The sequence below is a fragment of the Bradyrhizobium sp. Tv2a-2 genome, from assembly GCF_000472425.1.
Lineage (GTDB): Bacteria > Pseudomonadota > Alphaproteobacteria > Rhizobiales > Xanthobacteraceae > Bradyrhizobium.
This window is the reverse complement of record NZ_AXAI01000024.1, coordinates 75,152-90,108: the sequence shown is the minus strand read 5'-3', so window position 1 is coordinate 90,108 and position 14,957 is coordinate 75,152. Positions and strand designations below refer to the sequence as shown.

Below are 14,957 nucleotides of genomic sequence, written 5' to 3'. Positions count from 1 at the left end.
CACCGGACGGTGCGAACGAAAGGATCGCTCTCGCCGAAAACCGCGAAGCTGATGGTGTTCAAGTTGATCGACGCCGCATCGAAGACATGGCGCCGACTGAAAGGAACAAATCAGTTGCCGAAGGTCATCGCCGGTGTAAAGTTTACTGACGGCATCGAGGTCATTCCGACCACTGAAAGCCACGCCGCCTGATCAGGCCGCGTCACCCAGAATCAGCCATAGCTCGCCGTCGGCACCTGGGTCCACCGTAAAGAATAATCCCTGATCGCGCAGCTCGTCGTTTAGTCGCTTACGGGTTACTCCAGGCTGAACGACGCAGTCGAAATCCTCGGGGTGCACCTCGAGGATGCGGTTCATGTCCTTCAAGTCAATCGAAACTCCGCCGAACGGCGCATTAGTGTGGCCTTCCAGCGAGGTCCCTGTGCCGAACGGGATGACAGGCACACAATGCCGAGCACAGATGCGCACGATCTCCTGAACGTCATTCGTATTTTGGGGAAACACCACGGCATCTGGTGCGGCGACGGGATGCCAGGTCGTTATATTGGCGTGCTGCTCGCGCACCGCGAGCGATGTGACGAGCCGATTGCCGAATAACGCAGCAAGTTCGGCTAGCGCGGCGCTAACCGCCCCGGGGTTTCGCCCTTTTGCTGGCCTATCGAGCATAAGCGCCTCCCTCAACCCTAAGGCACGGCATTGTTCGAGATTGTGGAGATGCTGTAAATTCACTTAGCAGTATACATTGCAGGAGCACACGAATGCCGCGCTCAGCAACAAAGACACGGCAAACCATTCTGGATGCTGCATATGTGCAGTTTCGTCGCCGGGGCTATACCCGCGTTAGTCTCGATGAGATTGCGGCTGCGGCGCGCGTCACGAAGCGCACGCTCTACTATCACTTCAGAAGCAAGGACGACCTCCTTGGCGCAGTACTCGACGCCCAACACCAACTCGCGCGCGCTGCTTTCAAAACATTCGGCGACCATCTCTCTGGCACCCCAGAAGAGATAGTCAAAAGGATGTTTGACGACATTGCTGTATGGTCAACGCGACCGGACTTTGCCGGAACCGGCTTTACGCGGTTTGTCATCGAGCTTGCAGATCTTCCTGGTCACCAGGCGCGCGTCATCGCACGACACCATAAGGCTCTGATTGAGGATCAACTTGGCGAAGTCCTCAGGCGAGCAAAGGTTCCGGCGCCCGAGACCCGTGCGCGCGAGCTAATGCTCCTGTCTGAAGGGACCATAGTAATGCTACTGGTCCATCGCGACCGCCGCTATGTCACGGCAGCATCCGAAGCTGCGTTGCGGCTTCTCAAGGGATAGCGCGGGGTAAGTAAGTGCCCGCGCGCGACAAAGAGGGCATTCGGCTACCGCATGGACAGGCCGCTTTGACAAACGCCGACGAAAACGATGGGAACAGCGCTGGTCTCTGGCTGGAGGGCGGAAAGCACGGCGCTCGAATTGGCGAAGATAATGTCCGGTGAGCGCGCGAGAATTGCGTGCACGACCGCACGCCTCGCATCGAGGTCGCTAGGCGAGTCGAAAAACTCGATGTGTATGTTGCGGCCCTCAACCCAGCCCAGCGCTTGAAGTGCTGAGATCAGCGCCGAGGCGTGGAAGCGAGGGCTGAAGACCGCTAACGTCTTCAGTTGTTGTTGCGCGTCGCCTGCGATGCAACGCACCGACACCATCATCAATACAGCCCCCACGATGACATCGCGCCGCTTCATGGGGTTTGCTCCTCGGCCGGAGTTTCAGGGACCAGTATAGCAGGGGCACGGGCCGTCGTGCAGCGCACTCTAGCAGCCGCTTTGGGTCATCAGCGTCGGTTGGACCGCCTTACCGGCTTTTCCGCTCTACCCCCTGAAAGCCGACATTCGGAGGATCGCAGGAGTTTGTCGGTGTGATGCCTCCAAAACGGAATAGCTGGCTGGACCGAACGGAAGTGGGAGTCTCAGCCTGGTGTGAGGCCCCTCTGCTTCATCCCGGAAGCGACTGAATTATTGCGTGGCCGCGAAATGACGCGCAGGGCCAAAACCAGACTCGGGCCGTTATTCGATCACCTCATCGGCTTGCACAAGGAGCGTCGACGAAATCGTTATGCCGAGAGATTTTGCTGTCCTCAGATTGATCACAAACTCGAACTTGGTGGATTGAACCACGGGCAGATCCGCCGGTTTTGCGCCTTTAAGAATCCGTCCCGTGTAGACACCTACTTGACGATACGAATCCGTTATACGCGTTCCGTAACTCATCAGACCGCCGGCAGTGGCGCATTCGCGAAACTGATACATCGTAGGTACTGCGCAACGCGCCGCCAGTGCGACGAGCTGATTGCGTTGACTGAACAAAAATGGGTCGGAGGCTATCAAAAGTGCACCTGCCCGCTGCTCGATGACTGTTGCGAACGCCGGATCGAAATCACTTTCACTGCTGGCCTTCAGGATGGGCAACTGTAGCCCTAGCGTGCGCGCAGCTCCGTGCACCTCGTTTATCTGGGCCTCTGCATCCGTATAGTTCGGATTCACCAGAACGGCGATCGTCGTGGCGCTGGGTACCAGCTCGTGCAGCAGCCCGATCCGTTTTGCCTCCAAGCCAGCCGTTAACTGGTGGATGCCTGTTGTGTTGCCGCCGGGACGGCTGATGCCGGCGACGAGACCGATTTTCACGGGATCGCTGTCCGAAATGAAGACGATTGGAATTGTCGCGGTCGCCGCCTTGGCTGCGAGTGCTGAAACCGTGCCGCCACCTACGGCGATCACCGAAACCTGCCGATTGACGAGATCGGCCGCCAACGCCGGCAATCGATCATATTGGCCTTCGGCAAGACGGTACTCAATGGCCAGATTTTGTCCCTCGATATACCCCGTTTCGCCAAGACCCAAGCGGAACGCCGCAAGCAGATGTGCGATTGGTGCTGCTGCAGCGCTGTTGAGGCAGCCGATCACTGGCATCGCGGGTTGCTGCGCACGCGCCAAAATAGGCCACGTCGTCGCACCGCCAAGAAGCGCGATAAACTTACGTCGCCGCATCGCTCTGACCTCCTTGCAGCGGAGGCAGAAAGGCTAACACAGCTACCACCCACATCCTCTGGGGCGAAATCGCGCAGCTGTCTTCGCTTCTTTCGCGAATGTCGACGGCTCGGCTTCAGGGGCACCACAAGATGTAGCTGGGACAACAGCCCGAGACCTGGTGCCGGCGAAAGGCTGTCCCACTTACCGGCAAAGGTAGTAAAGGTTGGTCCATGTCAGACCTTGGACAAGCTCGACGTTCCACGCTTCTCGACGCTGCCTGGCGGACAGCATACCGCGTCGGTTTCCCGCTTGCCCGCATCTGGTGGCGGCTGCGGCACCAGCAGCATGAGGGGGCGCTTGTGGCTGTCTATGTCGGTCAGGCGTTACTGCTGGTGCGCTCGTCGTATAGGATCGAGTGGAACTTCCCCGGCGGCACTGTCCGGCATGGTGAGACGCCTGAAGTAGCGGCCCGGCGCGAGCTCGCTGAGGAGATCGGCCTCGCCGGAGCATTCCCGCTGGTCGCCGTGGGCGACGCCCGGGGCCTCTGGGACGGGCGAGGAGATAAAGTGCATTTCTTTGAACTACGACTGGATCGGCTGCCGGAGTTACAGTGCGACAACCGCGAGATCATCGCCGCACGGCTGATACCGCCGAGCGAGTTGTGCGGCATGGCGCTGACCGGGCCGGTCGCCGTCTATCTCGGCAGGACGATTCCGCCGGGCCGCCATTCAGAGTGACCGCACAAAGCTACTGCACTGTTCACGATCCTTGAAGGCTGAAAGCTTCCGACGGACGCGAACGGATGGCGATCGATGGTGCGAATGTCAATGGCAAGGCTTGGGAGCGCAAGGCTTGGGAGCGACAACCAAGCCCTACCAGATCATTTGCATGAGGGGCTGTGTTGTGCGTCACAGCAATTTGGTCACCTGACTTCCGCAACGGGTCTAAGAACGACCAACAGAACCTTGGCAAACGTGGTCCGCTATGCCTCACCGAGCGGACCGCGATCAAGCGCGCTGCCCGCGTCGCCACGAACGTAGAGCAGAATGCGGTGGACGTGATCGTGCTGACTGACGAGCAGCAGATGCGGACGGCGAAGTCGTGTGGTCCTCGCGACCCGACGCTGGATCCGCCGCGAGATCAATTACTGGTAGCAGGATGCGCCACCAACTGATCGTATAACCGGTCGATCTCGCGCGCCTCACCGGGCGTGACATCCTGAAGATGCGATGATCTCAGCTCATTCACGGTCGGTTGGTAGTTGTGACCGTTGCGTATCGGCCATGGTCCTTTATGAACTGGCGGAGCCGGATCTGCGTAGCCGACGTTTGCCAACAATAGCGACAATATAACCAGCGCGGGGCCGACGATTGTTTTTCCTGACATGGATCGCTCTCATTTAGCGCACGAACCGTGGAAGCAGTGCCAAGGGCAAAAACCCTGGTCGGTGTCGCTCTTAAGAGATCGATTTGTCGCTGGTCTTGGTCCAACAACATGGCCTCGGCGACCACACTGACCTATGCCCTTTGCTATGATGTGGTTCCGGCCACCAATCAGCCCAAGCTGGAACGGCTTCACGACTGGTCAATTCGCCGGGATTATGTCGTGATGCCCGACCGCCCGACAAGATACGCTTCGGCGATCCGTGTGACAGCGGCATTCACGGCCTCCATGAAGGACCGTTTCGAGCCAAAAGCAATCACCAGGGTCTGCTTCGCCCCGTGCCCGCTCTGTCTCCTGGAAGCGGACGTCGTGGCGTTGGCCACCGTCGTCAGCTTGTGGGCCACTTCCGGACTCAACGGGGTCACGGGAAATCGCGTGCTATGCGATCACTGCTCGGCACGGCAAGGCAGTGAAGGCACCTCCCCGTACGCGGCGGTCTTGAGAGAGGCTTGGCGTATCAATTATCGTCCTGTTCGCACCATGCGTACTGCAAATGGCGTGGTCTTCAGAAAATTCCATGTTGGCATGCCGGTCCGAAAGAACACAACCCACGCATAGGACGGTCCACTGGCCGTGCTTGTCCAGTACTGGATCGACGGTGTCCCGGGAAACACCTCTTCATTGATCGCCGGCTTCTTGCAGTTCGATGCCACTATGCTCTGCAGTTCGTCTCGCTGCGGTAGTCGCCAGTCTGCATCATCCTGCAAGTGCAGTCCCATTGCGCTGTCCCAGTCCAGCAGCTTGACGGAGCCAGAGCAGCCTCCACCTTCTATCCACTGCTGCCCATAGCTGCATCGTATCCAGGTGAGATCGGTACTCTTGTCATAGACCGTATCGCCGTGGACCTCGAAACGCGAGGCGAGCAGCTCACTCGGCTTGGAGGGGTCGCATTCGGCCCGAGCCATGCTGATTGTTGTGACAAGACTGGCACTCAGCGCGGCAGCCACAACAGGACACCTGCGGGCTCTCATCGGACACCCCTGCATTTTTACAGGCATCAAATAGTACACGGGAAGGAGTAGCGTGGGGACGACCATTTGGTCCGACCACTGCTGAGGAACGCGCCGTGAGAGCGTTATCGCATCTCCGCTGTCTCTCCAGGCATGCCCCCCTTTGCTCCCCGCCAGATGCCGCGCTGCAATGCGGCTTGAACGGCGAAACCAGCGGGAACATCATGTCATTGAATCGTCACCGCGCCTTACGATGGTGGGCGTTGGCTGGCGGCGTTCCGCTGCCGCCCGAACCAAGATGGATCGACCTCTCATGGAATCCTCGCAAATCACTGTAATCAAAGAGAAAGATGCAGACGCCGAGGGCCTGCCGTCGATCGCGACCAGCCCCGAGCGGTTCATCAACCGCGAACTGTCCTGGCTGCATTTCAATCGCCGGGTGCTCGAGGAATCGGTCAATCCGGGTCATCCGGCCCTCGAGCGGGTGCGGTTCCTGTCGATTTCGGCCAATAACCTTGATGAGTTCTTCATGGTCCGCGTGGCCGGCATCAAGGCTCAGGTCCGCGAAGGTATCACCGAGCGCAGCCCCGACGGGCTGACTCCGTCGGAGCAGCTCGCGCTGGTCAACCAGAACGTGTCGAAGCTCGCGATCGACCAGCAGGCGATCTGGCGCGACCTGCGTGGCGTGCTCGCCGAAGTCGGGCTCGTGCTGGTCGACGGCCGCGACGTGACGAAATCCGAGCGCGCCTGGATCGAGGATCACTTCCTCCACAACATCTTCCCGCTGCTCACGCCGCTTGCGATCGATCCCGCCCACCCCTTCCCGTTCATCCCAAATCTCGGCTTCACCGTCGCGCTTCAGCTTGCGCGCGTCTCCGACGGCAAGCCGATGAACGCGCTGATCCGCATGCCCGGCAAGATCGACCGTTTCATCCGCCTGCCCTCGGGCAAGGAAGGCGCGGCACGGCTGATCACGCTCGAACAGGCGACCGGCCTGTTCATCGGGCGCCTGTTTCCCGGCTACACCGTCAAGGGCCAGGGCGCCTTCCGCGTCATCCGCGACTCCGAAATCGAAATCGAGGAAGAGGCCGAAGACCTGGTGCGGCTGTTCGAGACTGCGCTCAAGCGCCGCCGCCGCGGCAGCGTGATCCGGCTCGAGATGGAAGCGAGCATGCCGGAGGATCTGCGCAGCTTCGTTCAGCACGTGCTGTCCTGCACCGATGACGAGATCTTGCTGGTGGACGGCGTGCTCGCCATGAACGAATTGTCGCAGCTCACGCGTCTCGATCGCCCCGACCTCGAATTTACGCCTTACGTGCCGCGCCATCCCGAGCGCGTGCGCGATCATGGCGGCGACATTTTTGCGGCGATCCGGCAAAAGGACCTGATCGTCCATCACCCCTACGAATCCTTCGACGTCGTGGTGCAATTCCTGCAGCAGGCCGCGCGCGATCCCGATGTCGTCGCCATCAAGCAGACGCTGTACCGCACCTCCAACAACTCCCCGATCGTGCGCGCACTTGCGGAAGCGGCCGAGGCCGGCAAGTCCGTCACCGCGCTGATCGAATTGAAGGCGCGGTTCGACGAGGAAGCCAACATCCGCTGGGCGCGCGACCTCGAGCGCGCCGGCGTGCAGGTGGTCTACGGCTTCCTGGAATTGAAGACCCACGCAAAATTATCGCTGGTCGTGCGGCGCGAGGCCGGCACACTGACGACCTATGTGCATACCGGAACCGGCAATTATCATCCGGTCACCGCACGCATCTACACCGACCTCTCCTATTTCACCTGCGACCGGACCATCGGCCGCGACGTCGCACGCGTCTTCAACTTCATCACCGGCTATGCGGAGCCGGTCGACATCGAGAAGATGGCGGTCTCCCCGCTCACGCTGCGCAAGCGCATCATCGAGCACATCAACAACGAGATCGATCACCAGCGCCATGGCAAGCCCGGCGCGATCTGGATGAAGATGAACTCGCTGGTCGACCCCGACATCATCGATGCGCTGTACCGGGCGTCCCAGGCCGGCGTGTCGATCGAACTCGTGGTGCGCGGTATCTGCTGCCTGCGGCCGGGTCTGCCGGGACTATCGGAAAACATCCGCGTCAAGTCGATCATCGGCCGCTTCCTGGAACACGGCCGAATCTACTGTTTCGGCATGGGCCAGGGCCTGCCAAGCGCAAAAGCTGCTGTGTATATCTCCTCGGCCGACATGATGCCGAGAAACCTCGACCGCCGGGTCGAGGTGCTCTGTCCGTTGCAAAATCCCACGGTGCATCAGCAGGTTCTCGACCAGATCATGCTCGCAAACCTGAAGGATACCGAGCAGAGCTGGCAATTGTTGCCGGACGGATCGTCAACGCGTATGAAGGCGGCGAAAGGCGAAGAGCCCTTCAACCTGCATAATTACTTCATGACCAATCCGAGTCTCTCTGGCCGTGGAAAGTCGCTCAAGGAATTCGCGCCGCGCCGCCTCACACGCCGCAACGAGCGCTGACATCTGCGGCTTCCATCGGGAATCGCGGCGGTGAAACAGCCGCGCAAACGCAAAGCCACCGTTGCGGTCATCGACATCGGATCGAACTCGGTTCGTCTCGTCGTCTATGAAGCGCTCGAGCGCAGCCTGATCTCGATCTTCAACGAGAAGGCGTTGTGCGGGCTCGGCCGCGAGGTGCAGAGCACGGGCCTGCTCGCGCCTGACGCCGTCGATCGCGCGCTCACGGCGCTCAGGCGCTTCCGGGCGCTGTGCAGGATCCAGCAGGTCGGCAAGGTCTATGCGATTGCCACCGCCGCCTGTCGTGACGCCTCCAATGGCCCCGACTTCATCGCGCAGGCCGAGCGCATTTGCGGCGTGCAGATCGAGATCCTGTCCGGCCCGCGTGAAGCAAAACTGTCGGCGCTCGGCGTCGTCTCCGGCATCCACAAGCCGGACGGCATCGTTGGCGACCTCGGCGGCGGTTCGCTCGAACTGATCGACGTGCGGGGAAACAGCGTGCGCAGCGGCGTGACGCTGCCGCTCGGCAGCCTCGCACTGCAGGACGTCTCGCACAAGTCGCTGAAGCGCGCCGAGCGGATCGTCCAAAGCGACCTCATGGATGTCGCGCAGCTCAAGGCCGGCCGCGGCCGCACCTTCTACGCGGTCGGCGGCACCTGGCGTGCGCTCGCGCGCATCCACATCATCCAGAGCGGCTATCCGCTCGGGGTCATGCACGGCTACTCCATTCCCGCGACCGAAGCGCTCGACTTCGCGCGTCGGCTGCGGCGGCTTGCGGCGGCAGGACTGCTCGCCAATATCGAGTCAGTCACGGATGCACGGCGGCCGCTCCTGACCTACGGCGCGCTGGTGCTCGAATATGTCATTCGCGTCGCCAGACCGAAGAGCATCATGTTCTCGACCTTCGGCGTGCGCGAGGGCCTGCTCTATTCGATGCTGCCGGACTCCGAGCGCGCCAAGGACGGTCTGATTTGCGCCGCGCAGGAGCTCAACGAGTTGCTGTCGCGCTCCGCTCGCCATGCCCGCGAACTGATCGAATGGACCGACCGCTTCGTCCGCGTCGTGAAATTGCGCGAGACCGAGGAGGACCGCAGGCTCCGGCACGCGGCCTGCCTGCTATCGGACATCGGCTGGCGCGTGCATCCGGATCATCGCGGCGAGCAGACGCTGACCCAGATCATCAACGGTAATTTCGGCGACATCAGCCACCAGGGCCGCGCCTTCGTAGGGCTGGCCGTATTCTACCGCTACGCCGGCTTGAGCGAGGAAAACCAGCCGCCGCCCATCATCCAGGACCTCGTCACCGCCACCATGCTGGAGCGTGCGCGTGTGCTGGGAGCGGCCTTCCGCGTGGCACATCTGATCTCGGCGGCGCGGCCTGGCGTGCTGCCGGCAACGCACTTCCGCGGCGAAGGGCGCAAGCTGATGCTGGTGTTCGAGCACCGCATGGTCGATCTCGTCGCCGACCGCGTCGGCGGCCGCTTCAAGCAATTGGCGCGGCTCGTCGGCCGCTCCGGCTCGATCGTGATGCGGTAGTGCATGAACCGGACCCGGAGGGCCGCGTCAGCGCAAAGCGTGAAACGGCTTTCCGAGAAGATCATGCTCTGTCAAAAGAGCCTTACTCGCCAGGCGCTGCGGCGTCCGCGGAGAGCACCACCTCCTCGGCCCTGGCAAGCTTGCGCTTGCGCCAGACCGTTCCGGCGACGAGGACGACGATCGCCCCGAGCAGCGAGGACAGGGTCTCGGCCAGCTCGCCATCGAGGCTGATCTGCGGCGCGAGGCCGAGAACGGCCGACGTTCCCGTGATGTCGAGCGCGATCTTGCCGTCGATCAGTCGATGCAGCAACGGCGCGACCGCGGGATCGCTCGCGATGACGTCGCCCGCGATCCATCCGAGCAGCATGGCGCCGAGCCAGATCAGAATCGGGAAGCGGTCGAGCACCAGCATGATCAGGGCGGCTCCCGCGATGATCATAGGGATGCTGATGGCAAGGCCCAGGATCAGGAGCGACAATTGACCATTGGCCGCCGCGGCGACCGCGATCACATTGTCCAGGCTCATGATGATGTCGGCGATGACGACGATGCGCACCGCGTGCCAGAGCGTGGTGCCGGCCGCGACCTCATCGCCCTCGTCCTCGGGGACCAGGAGCTTGGCGGCGATCACGAGGAGCGCCAGCCCGCCGGCAAGCTTCAGATAAGGCAACACCATCAGCGTTGCGACGATGCCGGTAAAGGCGATCAACAGCACCACCGCGATGCCGGCGCCGATCACCATGCCCCAGAGCCGGTGGCTGCCGTGCAATCCGCGGCAGGCCATCGCGATGACCAACGCGTTGTCGCCCGACAACAGCACGTTGATCCAGATGATCTTGCCGACGGCGACCCAGAAAGCTGGGTGCTGCATGTCCGCCTGCAGCTGAACGAAGAAAGCGCTCAGATTGGCCGGATCCAACGCCTGCAGCAACAAGATCACAGCCTGCCCCCGTGGGTCACCTCAGCCGACATCGCCCGCAATCAGCCGACGATCTCGTTGCCCGAGAAGAACTGGGCGATCTCGATCACGGCTGTCTCGCCTGCGTCCGAACCGTGCACCGAGTTCTCGCCGATCGACTTCGCATGCAGCTTGCGGATGGTGCCGTCGGCCGCCTTGGACGGATCGGTCGCGCCCATCACCTCGCGGTACTTGGCAATGGCGCCCTGGCCTTCCAGCACCTGCACGACGACCGGGCCGGAGATCATGAAGTCGACCAGTTCGCCGAAGAACGGACGAGCTTTGTGCACGGCGTAGAAGGTCTCGGCCTGGTCGCGGGTCATGCGAATGCGCTTCTGCGCAACGATGCGAAGCCCCGCCTTCTCGATCAGCGCGTTGACGGCGCCGGTCAGATTGCGCTCGGTGGCGTCCGGCTTGATGATCGAGAAGGTGCGTTCAATCGCCATGTGTTGTCCTCAAAACTAGCGGGTGGATTTGGGAGTTGCGGGCTTATATCGACGCCGCCTGCGGACGGCAAGCGAGGCCGCGCGGTCAGCGAAATGCCGCGGGCCGGGCGGCGCCTGCGCGAGTTACGACAATTTCACGAAAGTGAACCCTGTCTGAAACCGCTGGCAGCCTTGCGTTCAGCCAGGCCCGGCTAGGGTCGCGCTCGACCTAGCGCTTCCTCAAGCCGCTCAAGCCGTCAGAGGCGCTGCAGGCCGGATTTGACCGAGGGCGCCAAATTGCACGCGCCTCGAGCTTAAGGAGGTAACCATGTTATTCCGCAAACTCTCGCTCGTTGCCGTTGCCGCGGCATCGTTGGGTGCGGCGGCGCTGGCGCCGACGTCTGCTTCCGCCTGGGCCGGCGGCTGGCACGGCGGATGGTATAACGGCTGGCACCGTGCCTGGTGGGGCCCGCGTATTGCCGTCGGCGGTCCGTCCTACGGCTATGGTAGCTGCTATGTGCGACGCCTTGTCCCAACTCCCTGGGGACCGCGCTGGCGGATCGTCAACCGTTGCTACTGATCGAAGCTCATTTGCAGGACGTCAGCTGCCCGCCCGGGACCTCCCGGCGGGCAGCGGTGGCGTTTTACCGATCCCTAACGCAAAAGCCATGTGACTGCCCGGAAACAATATTCGGGTTCATGACTTGATGTGGCGTAACCCCGGTTGCACGGAACGCCAGAACGCCGATGAACGATCAGCCCACTGACAGCACCGACATGATCGACGGCAAGACCAGCCGTTCGATCTGCAACGCGGTGGGCGAGCGACTCCAGCAAAACCTCCGGCCGGACTTTTCGCGACTGCCCGAGCAGCTGCGCCACCTGATGGACGCGCTGCGCCAGCAGGATGCCCAGACGCGCGAGCACCAGCCCTATCGGCGGTAGCGTGCTTTGCATATAAAGCGGTTGCGTTTGGCCGCGCCTGCGGTGACAAGGCGCGGATGCTCACCATCACCGACCTGTCGGTCCGCCTCGCCGGACGGCTCCTGATCGACCAAGCCTCCGTGCAAATCACCCCCGGCGCGCGGGTCGGCCTCGTCGGCCGTAACGGCACCGGCAAATCGACGCTGTTCCGTGCCATTCGCGGCGAGCTGGCCTCGGAGAGCGGAACCATCAGCGTGCCGGCGCGTTGGCGCGTCGGCAGCTTGGCGCAGGAAGCACCGAATGGGCCGGAAAGCCTGGTTGCGGTGGTGTTGAAGGCCGATCTCGAGCGCGACCGGCTGCTACACGAGGCCGAGACGGCCACAGATCCGCACCGGATCGCGGAAATCCAGACCAGGCTGGTCGACATCGATGCGCATTCGGCGCCCGCGCGCGCCGCGGCCATCCTCTCCGGCCTCGGCTTCTCTGCGGCCGACCAGGCGCGGCCGGTCGCCGAATTTTCCGGGGGCTGGCGCATGCGCGTCGCGCTCGCCGCAACGTTGTTTGCCGCGCCCGACCTGCTGCTGCTGGACGAGCCGACCAACTATCTCGACCTCGAAGGCACGCTGTGGCTCGAGGACCACCTCGCGAATTATCCACGCACGGTCGTCGTGATCAGCCACGACCGCGACCTGCTCGACACCTCGGTCGACCAGATCCTGCATCTGGAGCGCGGCAAGCTCACGCTCTACCGCGGTTCCTATTCCTCGTTCGAAGAACAACGCGCCGCCCGCGAATTGCTCGATGCGAAGCAGGCCAGGCGCCAGGAGGCCGAGCGCGAGCGTCTGCAGGCCTTCGTCGACCGCTTCAAGGCCAAGGCGTCCAAGGCACGCCAGGCGCAGTCGCGCGTCAAGATGTTGGAAAGGATGCGGCCGGTCGCTGCCCTGGTCCGTGAGGAGGTCCGCGAGATCAGCTTTCCCGCGCCGGAGAAAGTCCTGTCGCCCCCGATCATCGCGGTCGATAATGTGTCCGTCGGGTATGATCCGGCAAGCCCGGTGCTCAGGCGCGTCACCTTGCGCATCGACAATGACGACCGCATCGCGCTGCTTGGCGCGAACGGCAACGGCAAATCGACGCTGGTCAAGCTGCTCGCCGACCGGCTGAAGCCGTTTTCCGGCGCGATCACGCGGGCGGAGAAGCTTGCCATCGCCTATTTCGCGCAGCACCAGCTCGACGAATTGAACGAGGACGCCTCACCCTACGATCACATCCGCAAGCTGATGCCGGAGGCGCCCGAGGCCAAGGTGCGGGCGCGCGCGGGCGCCATCGGCTTTTCCGGCAAGGCCGCCGACACCAAGGCCGGAAGCCTCTCAGGCGGCGAGAAGGCGCGGCTGCTGCTCGGCCTGGCGACGTTCTTCGGCCCCAACATGATCATCCTCGACGAGCCGACCAACCATCTCGACATCGACAGCCGCGCGGCGCTTGCGGAGGCGATCAATGAATTTCCGGGCGCGGTCATCATGGTCTCCCACGACCGCTATCTGATCGAGGCCTGTGCCGACCGCTTGTGGGTGGTCGCCGACAGCGCGGTGACGAGCTTCGACGGCGACCTCGACGAGTACAGACGGAATGTGTTGTCGCAACGCGCGCGCGCGGACGCTGACGCTTTCCGCAATGGCAAGGCCGAGCGAGCGGAACGGCCGAAAGCCGAGAAGCGCGGTTCGTTGAAACAGCGCATTGCCAATGCGGAAACCGAGATCGCGCGCATCAGCGATATCATCGCGAAAATCGATACGGCGCTGGCGCTTCCGGATATTTTCACCCGCGATCCCAAGCAGGCAGCCCAGCTGTCAAAGGCGCGCGCCAACGCTGCGACGGCGCTCGAGCGTGCGGAGGAGGAATGGCTGGAGGCGAGCAGTCAGTTCGACGAAGCCGGATCGTGATTCCGACTTCAGTCGATTGGGTTTAGCCAGCGGTTTGCTGCTTCTTCTTGGCCGCCTTCGGCTTCGACTTGTTCGGCGCATCCGGCGGAGCGGGCACGCCCTCGATCGACGCCAGGCGGCCGGCGTTGAAGCTGTAGATGCCCGCGCGCGGACCGCGCGACCAGGTCACGACTGCGACGCGCTCGCCGCCCGGATTGGCCGAGATATTGACGTTGTCTGGTGCGCCGATGCCGCGAACCACGTCGCATTCAGTATGTCCAAGCGCAACCGTGCCCGTCGTCCCCGGCGTAGGAGCGCCGGGTGCCACCGTAGATGCGTTTGCATCGGCAGGCCCCGCCGGAGCCGGCATTCCCGGACACGCCCCTTCGGCGCTCACCAGATCCTCCGCCGTGACCGGCTTATTGGGCGTCAGCGGCGGCGCATCGATCGAGACGTTGCTGATGAACAAGCGTCCTGGCCGCTTAAACCATTCCGCGTCCCTCGATAGCAGGTCGGATTGGAACATGTCTGACGCGCCGGAACAGCCCGCAATTGCAGGCGCCAGCACGAGCAACAGTGCCAGTTGTTTTCGAAGGTCGGTTCTAGCTTTCACGATGTGCCAAGATCTCACCCTAGGGGGTTGGCCCTAAGCATTTGTCCCAACATCACTTTGCGGCACGACCGTGGCTGGCGCAAGGCCGCACGTCAAATCCGAACAATATCGTTAGTTGGGACACTCCGTATATTCACAGCCTCCCTGACACTGCAAGCGTGACGTCGCGGGCTCTCAATTCTGGAAAAGACCGTGCGCAAACAAAAAGCTAGTGCATATTGGCCTAGTCGCGCCGCTGCCAGCGGCCGCGCTCATCGGCCTGCCAATAGGTGACCTCGAAGCCGCGCGACTTGCACGCGGTCCAGGCGCCGCGGGCAACGGCGAGCGAATCGGGGTCGTCGCCGTTGAAGACCAGCACCATGCGTTGGTAGCTCTCGGCATCCGCCGGCAAGGCGGCATTGTCAACCAGGAAGCGGACATTGGCGCCGTTCGGATTGCCCTCCTCCAGCGCCAGCACGATCGGCTGGTCGGCCAGATCAGCCGATCGTGAGGTCGCGTGCGGGAGGAACGAATCGTCGCGGTAGGTCCACAAATGCGCATCCAGCGCATCCGCGCGTTCCTGCGAGGTCGATTGCACCACCACCCGCCAGCCGCGCTCGAGCGATTTCTCAAGCAGCGGCGGCAACACACTGTCCAGCGACATGTTTTGAAGATGATAGAACAGGACCTCGGTCAT

General features: G+C 62.5%; 16 protein-coding genes and 2 pseudogenes. 8 read left to right on the top strand and 10 right to left on the bottom strand.

Translation table 11 applies throughout. The annotated features are described in order from the left end of the window. A pseudogene (locus tag A3AI_RS44005) lies at positions 1 to 192 on the top strand (IS256 family transposase); the annotation flags it as partial. Positions 193 to 219: 27 nt separating this feature from the next. Here A3AI_RS44005 and A3AI_RS0134485 read toward each other — a convergent pair. Further along, positions 220 to 666: pseudogene (locus A3AI_RS0134485) on the bottom strand (FAD-binding oxidoreductase); the annotation flags it as partial. A gap of 92 nt (positions 667 to 758) precedes the next feature. On the opposite strand from A3AI_RS0134485, the gene A3AI_RS0134480 reads away from it, so the two are divergent. Continuing rightward, complete coding sequence (locus tag A3AI_RS0134480; protein ID WP_024519918.1) at positions 759 to 1,325, top strand: TetR/AcrR family transcriptional regulator; 567 nt, start codon at positions 759 to 761, stop codon at positions 1,323 to 1,325. Positions 1,326 to 1,369: 44 nt separating this feature from the next. On the opposite strand, the gene A3AI_RS0134475 is transcribed toward A3AI_RS0134480, so the two are convergent. Then, on the bottom strand, positions 1,370 to 1,732 hold the full coding sequence (locus A3AI_RS0134475) for a type 1 periplasmic-binding domain-containing protein (protein ID WP_024519917.1): 363 nt from the start codon (positions 1,730 to 1,732) through the stop codon (positions 1,370 to 1,372). A 321-nt stretch (positions 1,733 to 2,053) separates the two neighbouring features. After that, positions 2,054 to 3,034 carry an ABC transporter substrate-binding protein gene (locus A3AI_RS0134470; protein ID WP_024519916.1) on the bottom strand — a complete coding sequence of 327 codons (981 nt, stop codon included), beginning with the start codon at positions 3,032 to 3,034 and terminating at the stop codon, positions 2,054 to 2,056. A gap of 212 nt (positions 3,035 to 3,246) precedes the next feature. Between A3AI_RS0134470 and A3AI_RS0134465 the strand changes: the two genes are divergently transcribed. Continuing rightward, entirely contained in the window at positions 3,247 to 3,753 is a 507-nt protein-coding gene (locus tag A3AI_RS0134465) for an NUDIX domain-containing protein (RefSeq protein ID WP_024519915.1), read from the top strand. A gap of 403 nt (positions 3,754 to 4,156) precedes the next feature. Here A3AI_RS0134465 and A3AI_RS48230 read toward each other — a convergent pair whose 3' ends face one another. The 3 genes from A3AI_RS48230 to A3AI_RS0134450 form a co-directional block, all read right to left on the bottom strand. After that, the gene (locus A3AI_RS48230; protein WP_156928066.1) at positions 4,157 to 4,402 is read right to left on the bottom strand and encodes a hypothetical protein; all 246 of its coding nucleotides are present in this window, start codon (positions 4,400 to 4,402) and stop codon (positions 4,157 to 4,159) included. A gap of 212 nt (positions 4,403 to 4,614) precedes the next feature. Beyond that, a complete protein-coding gene (locus A3AI_RS0134455; protein WP_024519913.1) occupies positions 4,615 to 4,803 on the bottom strand; it encodes a hypothetical protein in 189 nt (62 codons plus the stop codon). Positions 4,804 to 4,920: 117 nt separating this feature from the next. Continuing rightward, positions 4,921 to 5,406, bottom strand: a complete 486-nt coding sequence (locus tag A3AI_RS0134450; protein ID WP_198030297.1) for an Lcl C-terminal domain-containing protein — start codon at positions 5,404 to 5,406, stop codon at positions 4,921 to 4,923. A gap of 316 nt (positions 5,407 to 5,722) precedes the next feature. On the opposite strand from A3AI_RS0134450, the gene A3AI_RS0134445 reads away from it, so the two are divergent. Together A3AI_RS0134445 and ppx are read left to right on the top strand one after the other, a co-directional pair. Then, on the top strand, positions 5,723 to 7,909 hold the full coding sequence (locus A3AI_RS0134445) for an RNA degradosome polyphosphate kinase (protein WP_024519911.1): 2,187 nt from the start codon (positions 5,723 to 5,725) through the stop codon (positions 7,907 to 7,909). A gap of 30 nt (positions 7,910 to 7,939) precedes the next feature. Continuing rightward, complete coding sequence (gene ppx / locus A3AI_RS0134440) at positions 7,940 to 9,442, top strand: exopolyphosphatase (RefSeq protein WP_024519910.1); 1,503 nt, start codon at positions 7,940 to 7,942, stop codon at positions 9,440 to 9,442. Positions 9,443 to 9,524: 82 nt separating this feature from the next. On the opposite strand, the gene A3AI_RS0134435 is transcribed toward ppx, so the two are convergent. Then, the gene (locus A3AI_RS0134435; RefSeq protein WP_051382612.1) at positions 9,525 to 10,382 is read right to left on the bottom strand and encodes a YjbE family putative metal transport protein; all 858 of its coding nucleotides are present in this window, start codon (positions 10,380 to 10,382) and stop codon (positions 9,525 to 9,527) included. 41 nt (positions 10,383 to 10,423) lie between these two features. Next, positions 10,424 to 10,846: a nucleoside-diphosphate kinase gene (ndk, locus tag A3AI_RS0134430; protein WP_024519908.1), complete on the bottom strand. Its 423-nt coding sequence runs from the start codon at positions 10,844 to 10,846 to the stop codon at positions 10,424 to 10,426. Between the two features lie 307 nt (positions 10,847 to 11,153). Here ndk and A3AI_RS0134425 point away from each other — a divergent pair, with 307 nt between their 5' ends. The 3 genes from A3AI_RS0134425 (at position 11,154) to A3AI_RS0134415 (ending at position 13,689) form a co-directional block, all read left to right on the top strand. Next, complete coding sequence (locus A3AI_RS0134425) at positions 11,154 to 11,405, top strand: hypothetical protein (protein ID WP_024519907.1); 252 nt, start codon at positions 11,154 to 11,156, stop codon at positions 11,403 to 11,405. 167 nt (positions 11,406 to 11,572) lie between these two features. Beyond that, positions 11,573 to 11,770 (top strand): hypothetical protein, encoded by a 198-nt coding sequence (locus A3AI_RS0134420; RefSeq protein ID WP_024519906.1) that lies wholly within the window; start codon positions 11,573 to 11,575, stop codon positions 11,768 to 11,770. Positions 11,771 to 11,826: 56 nt separating this feature from the next. Next, a complete protein-coding gene (locus A3AI_RS0134415) occupies positions 11,827 to 13,689 on the top strand; it encodes an ABC-F family ATP-binding cassette domain-containing protein (RefSeq protein ID WP_024519905.1) in 1,863 nt (620 codons plus the stop codon). A gap of 22 nt (positions 13,690 to 13,711) precedes the next feature. On the opposite strand, the gene A3AI_RS0134410 is transcribed toward A3AI_RS0134415, so the two are convergent. Together A3AI_RS0134410 and A3AI_RS0134405 are read right to left on the bottom strand one after the other, a co-directional pair. Then, on the bottom strand, positions 13,712 to 14,194 hold the full coding sequence (locus A3AI_RS0134410) for a hypothetical protein (protein WP_245287015.1): 483 nt from the start codon (positions 14,192 to 14,194) through the stop codon (positions 13,712 to 13,714). Between the two features lie 310 nt (positions 14,195 to 14,504). After that, positions 14,505 to 14,957: a DNA polymerase III subunit chi gene (locus A3AI_RS0134405; protein ID WP_024519903.1), complete on the bottom strand. Its 453-nt coding sequence runs from the start codon at positions 14,955 to 14,957 to the stop codon at positions 14,505 to 14,507.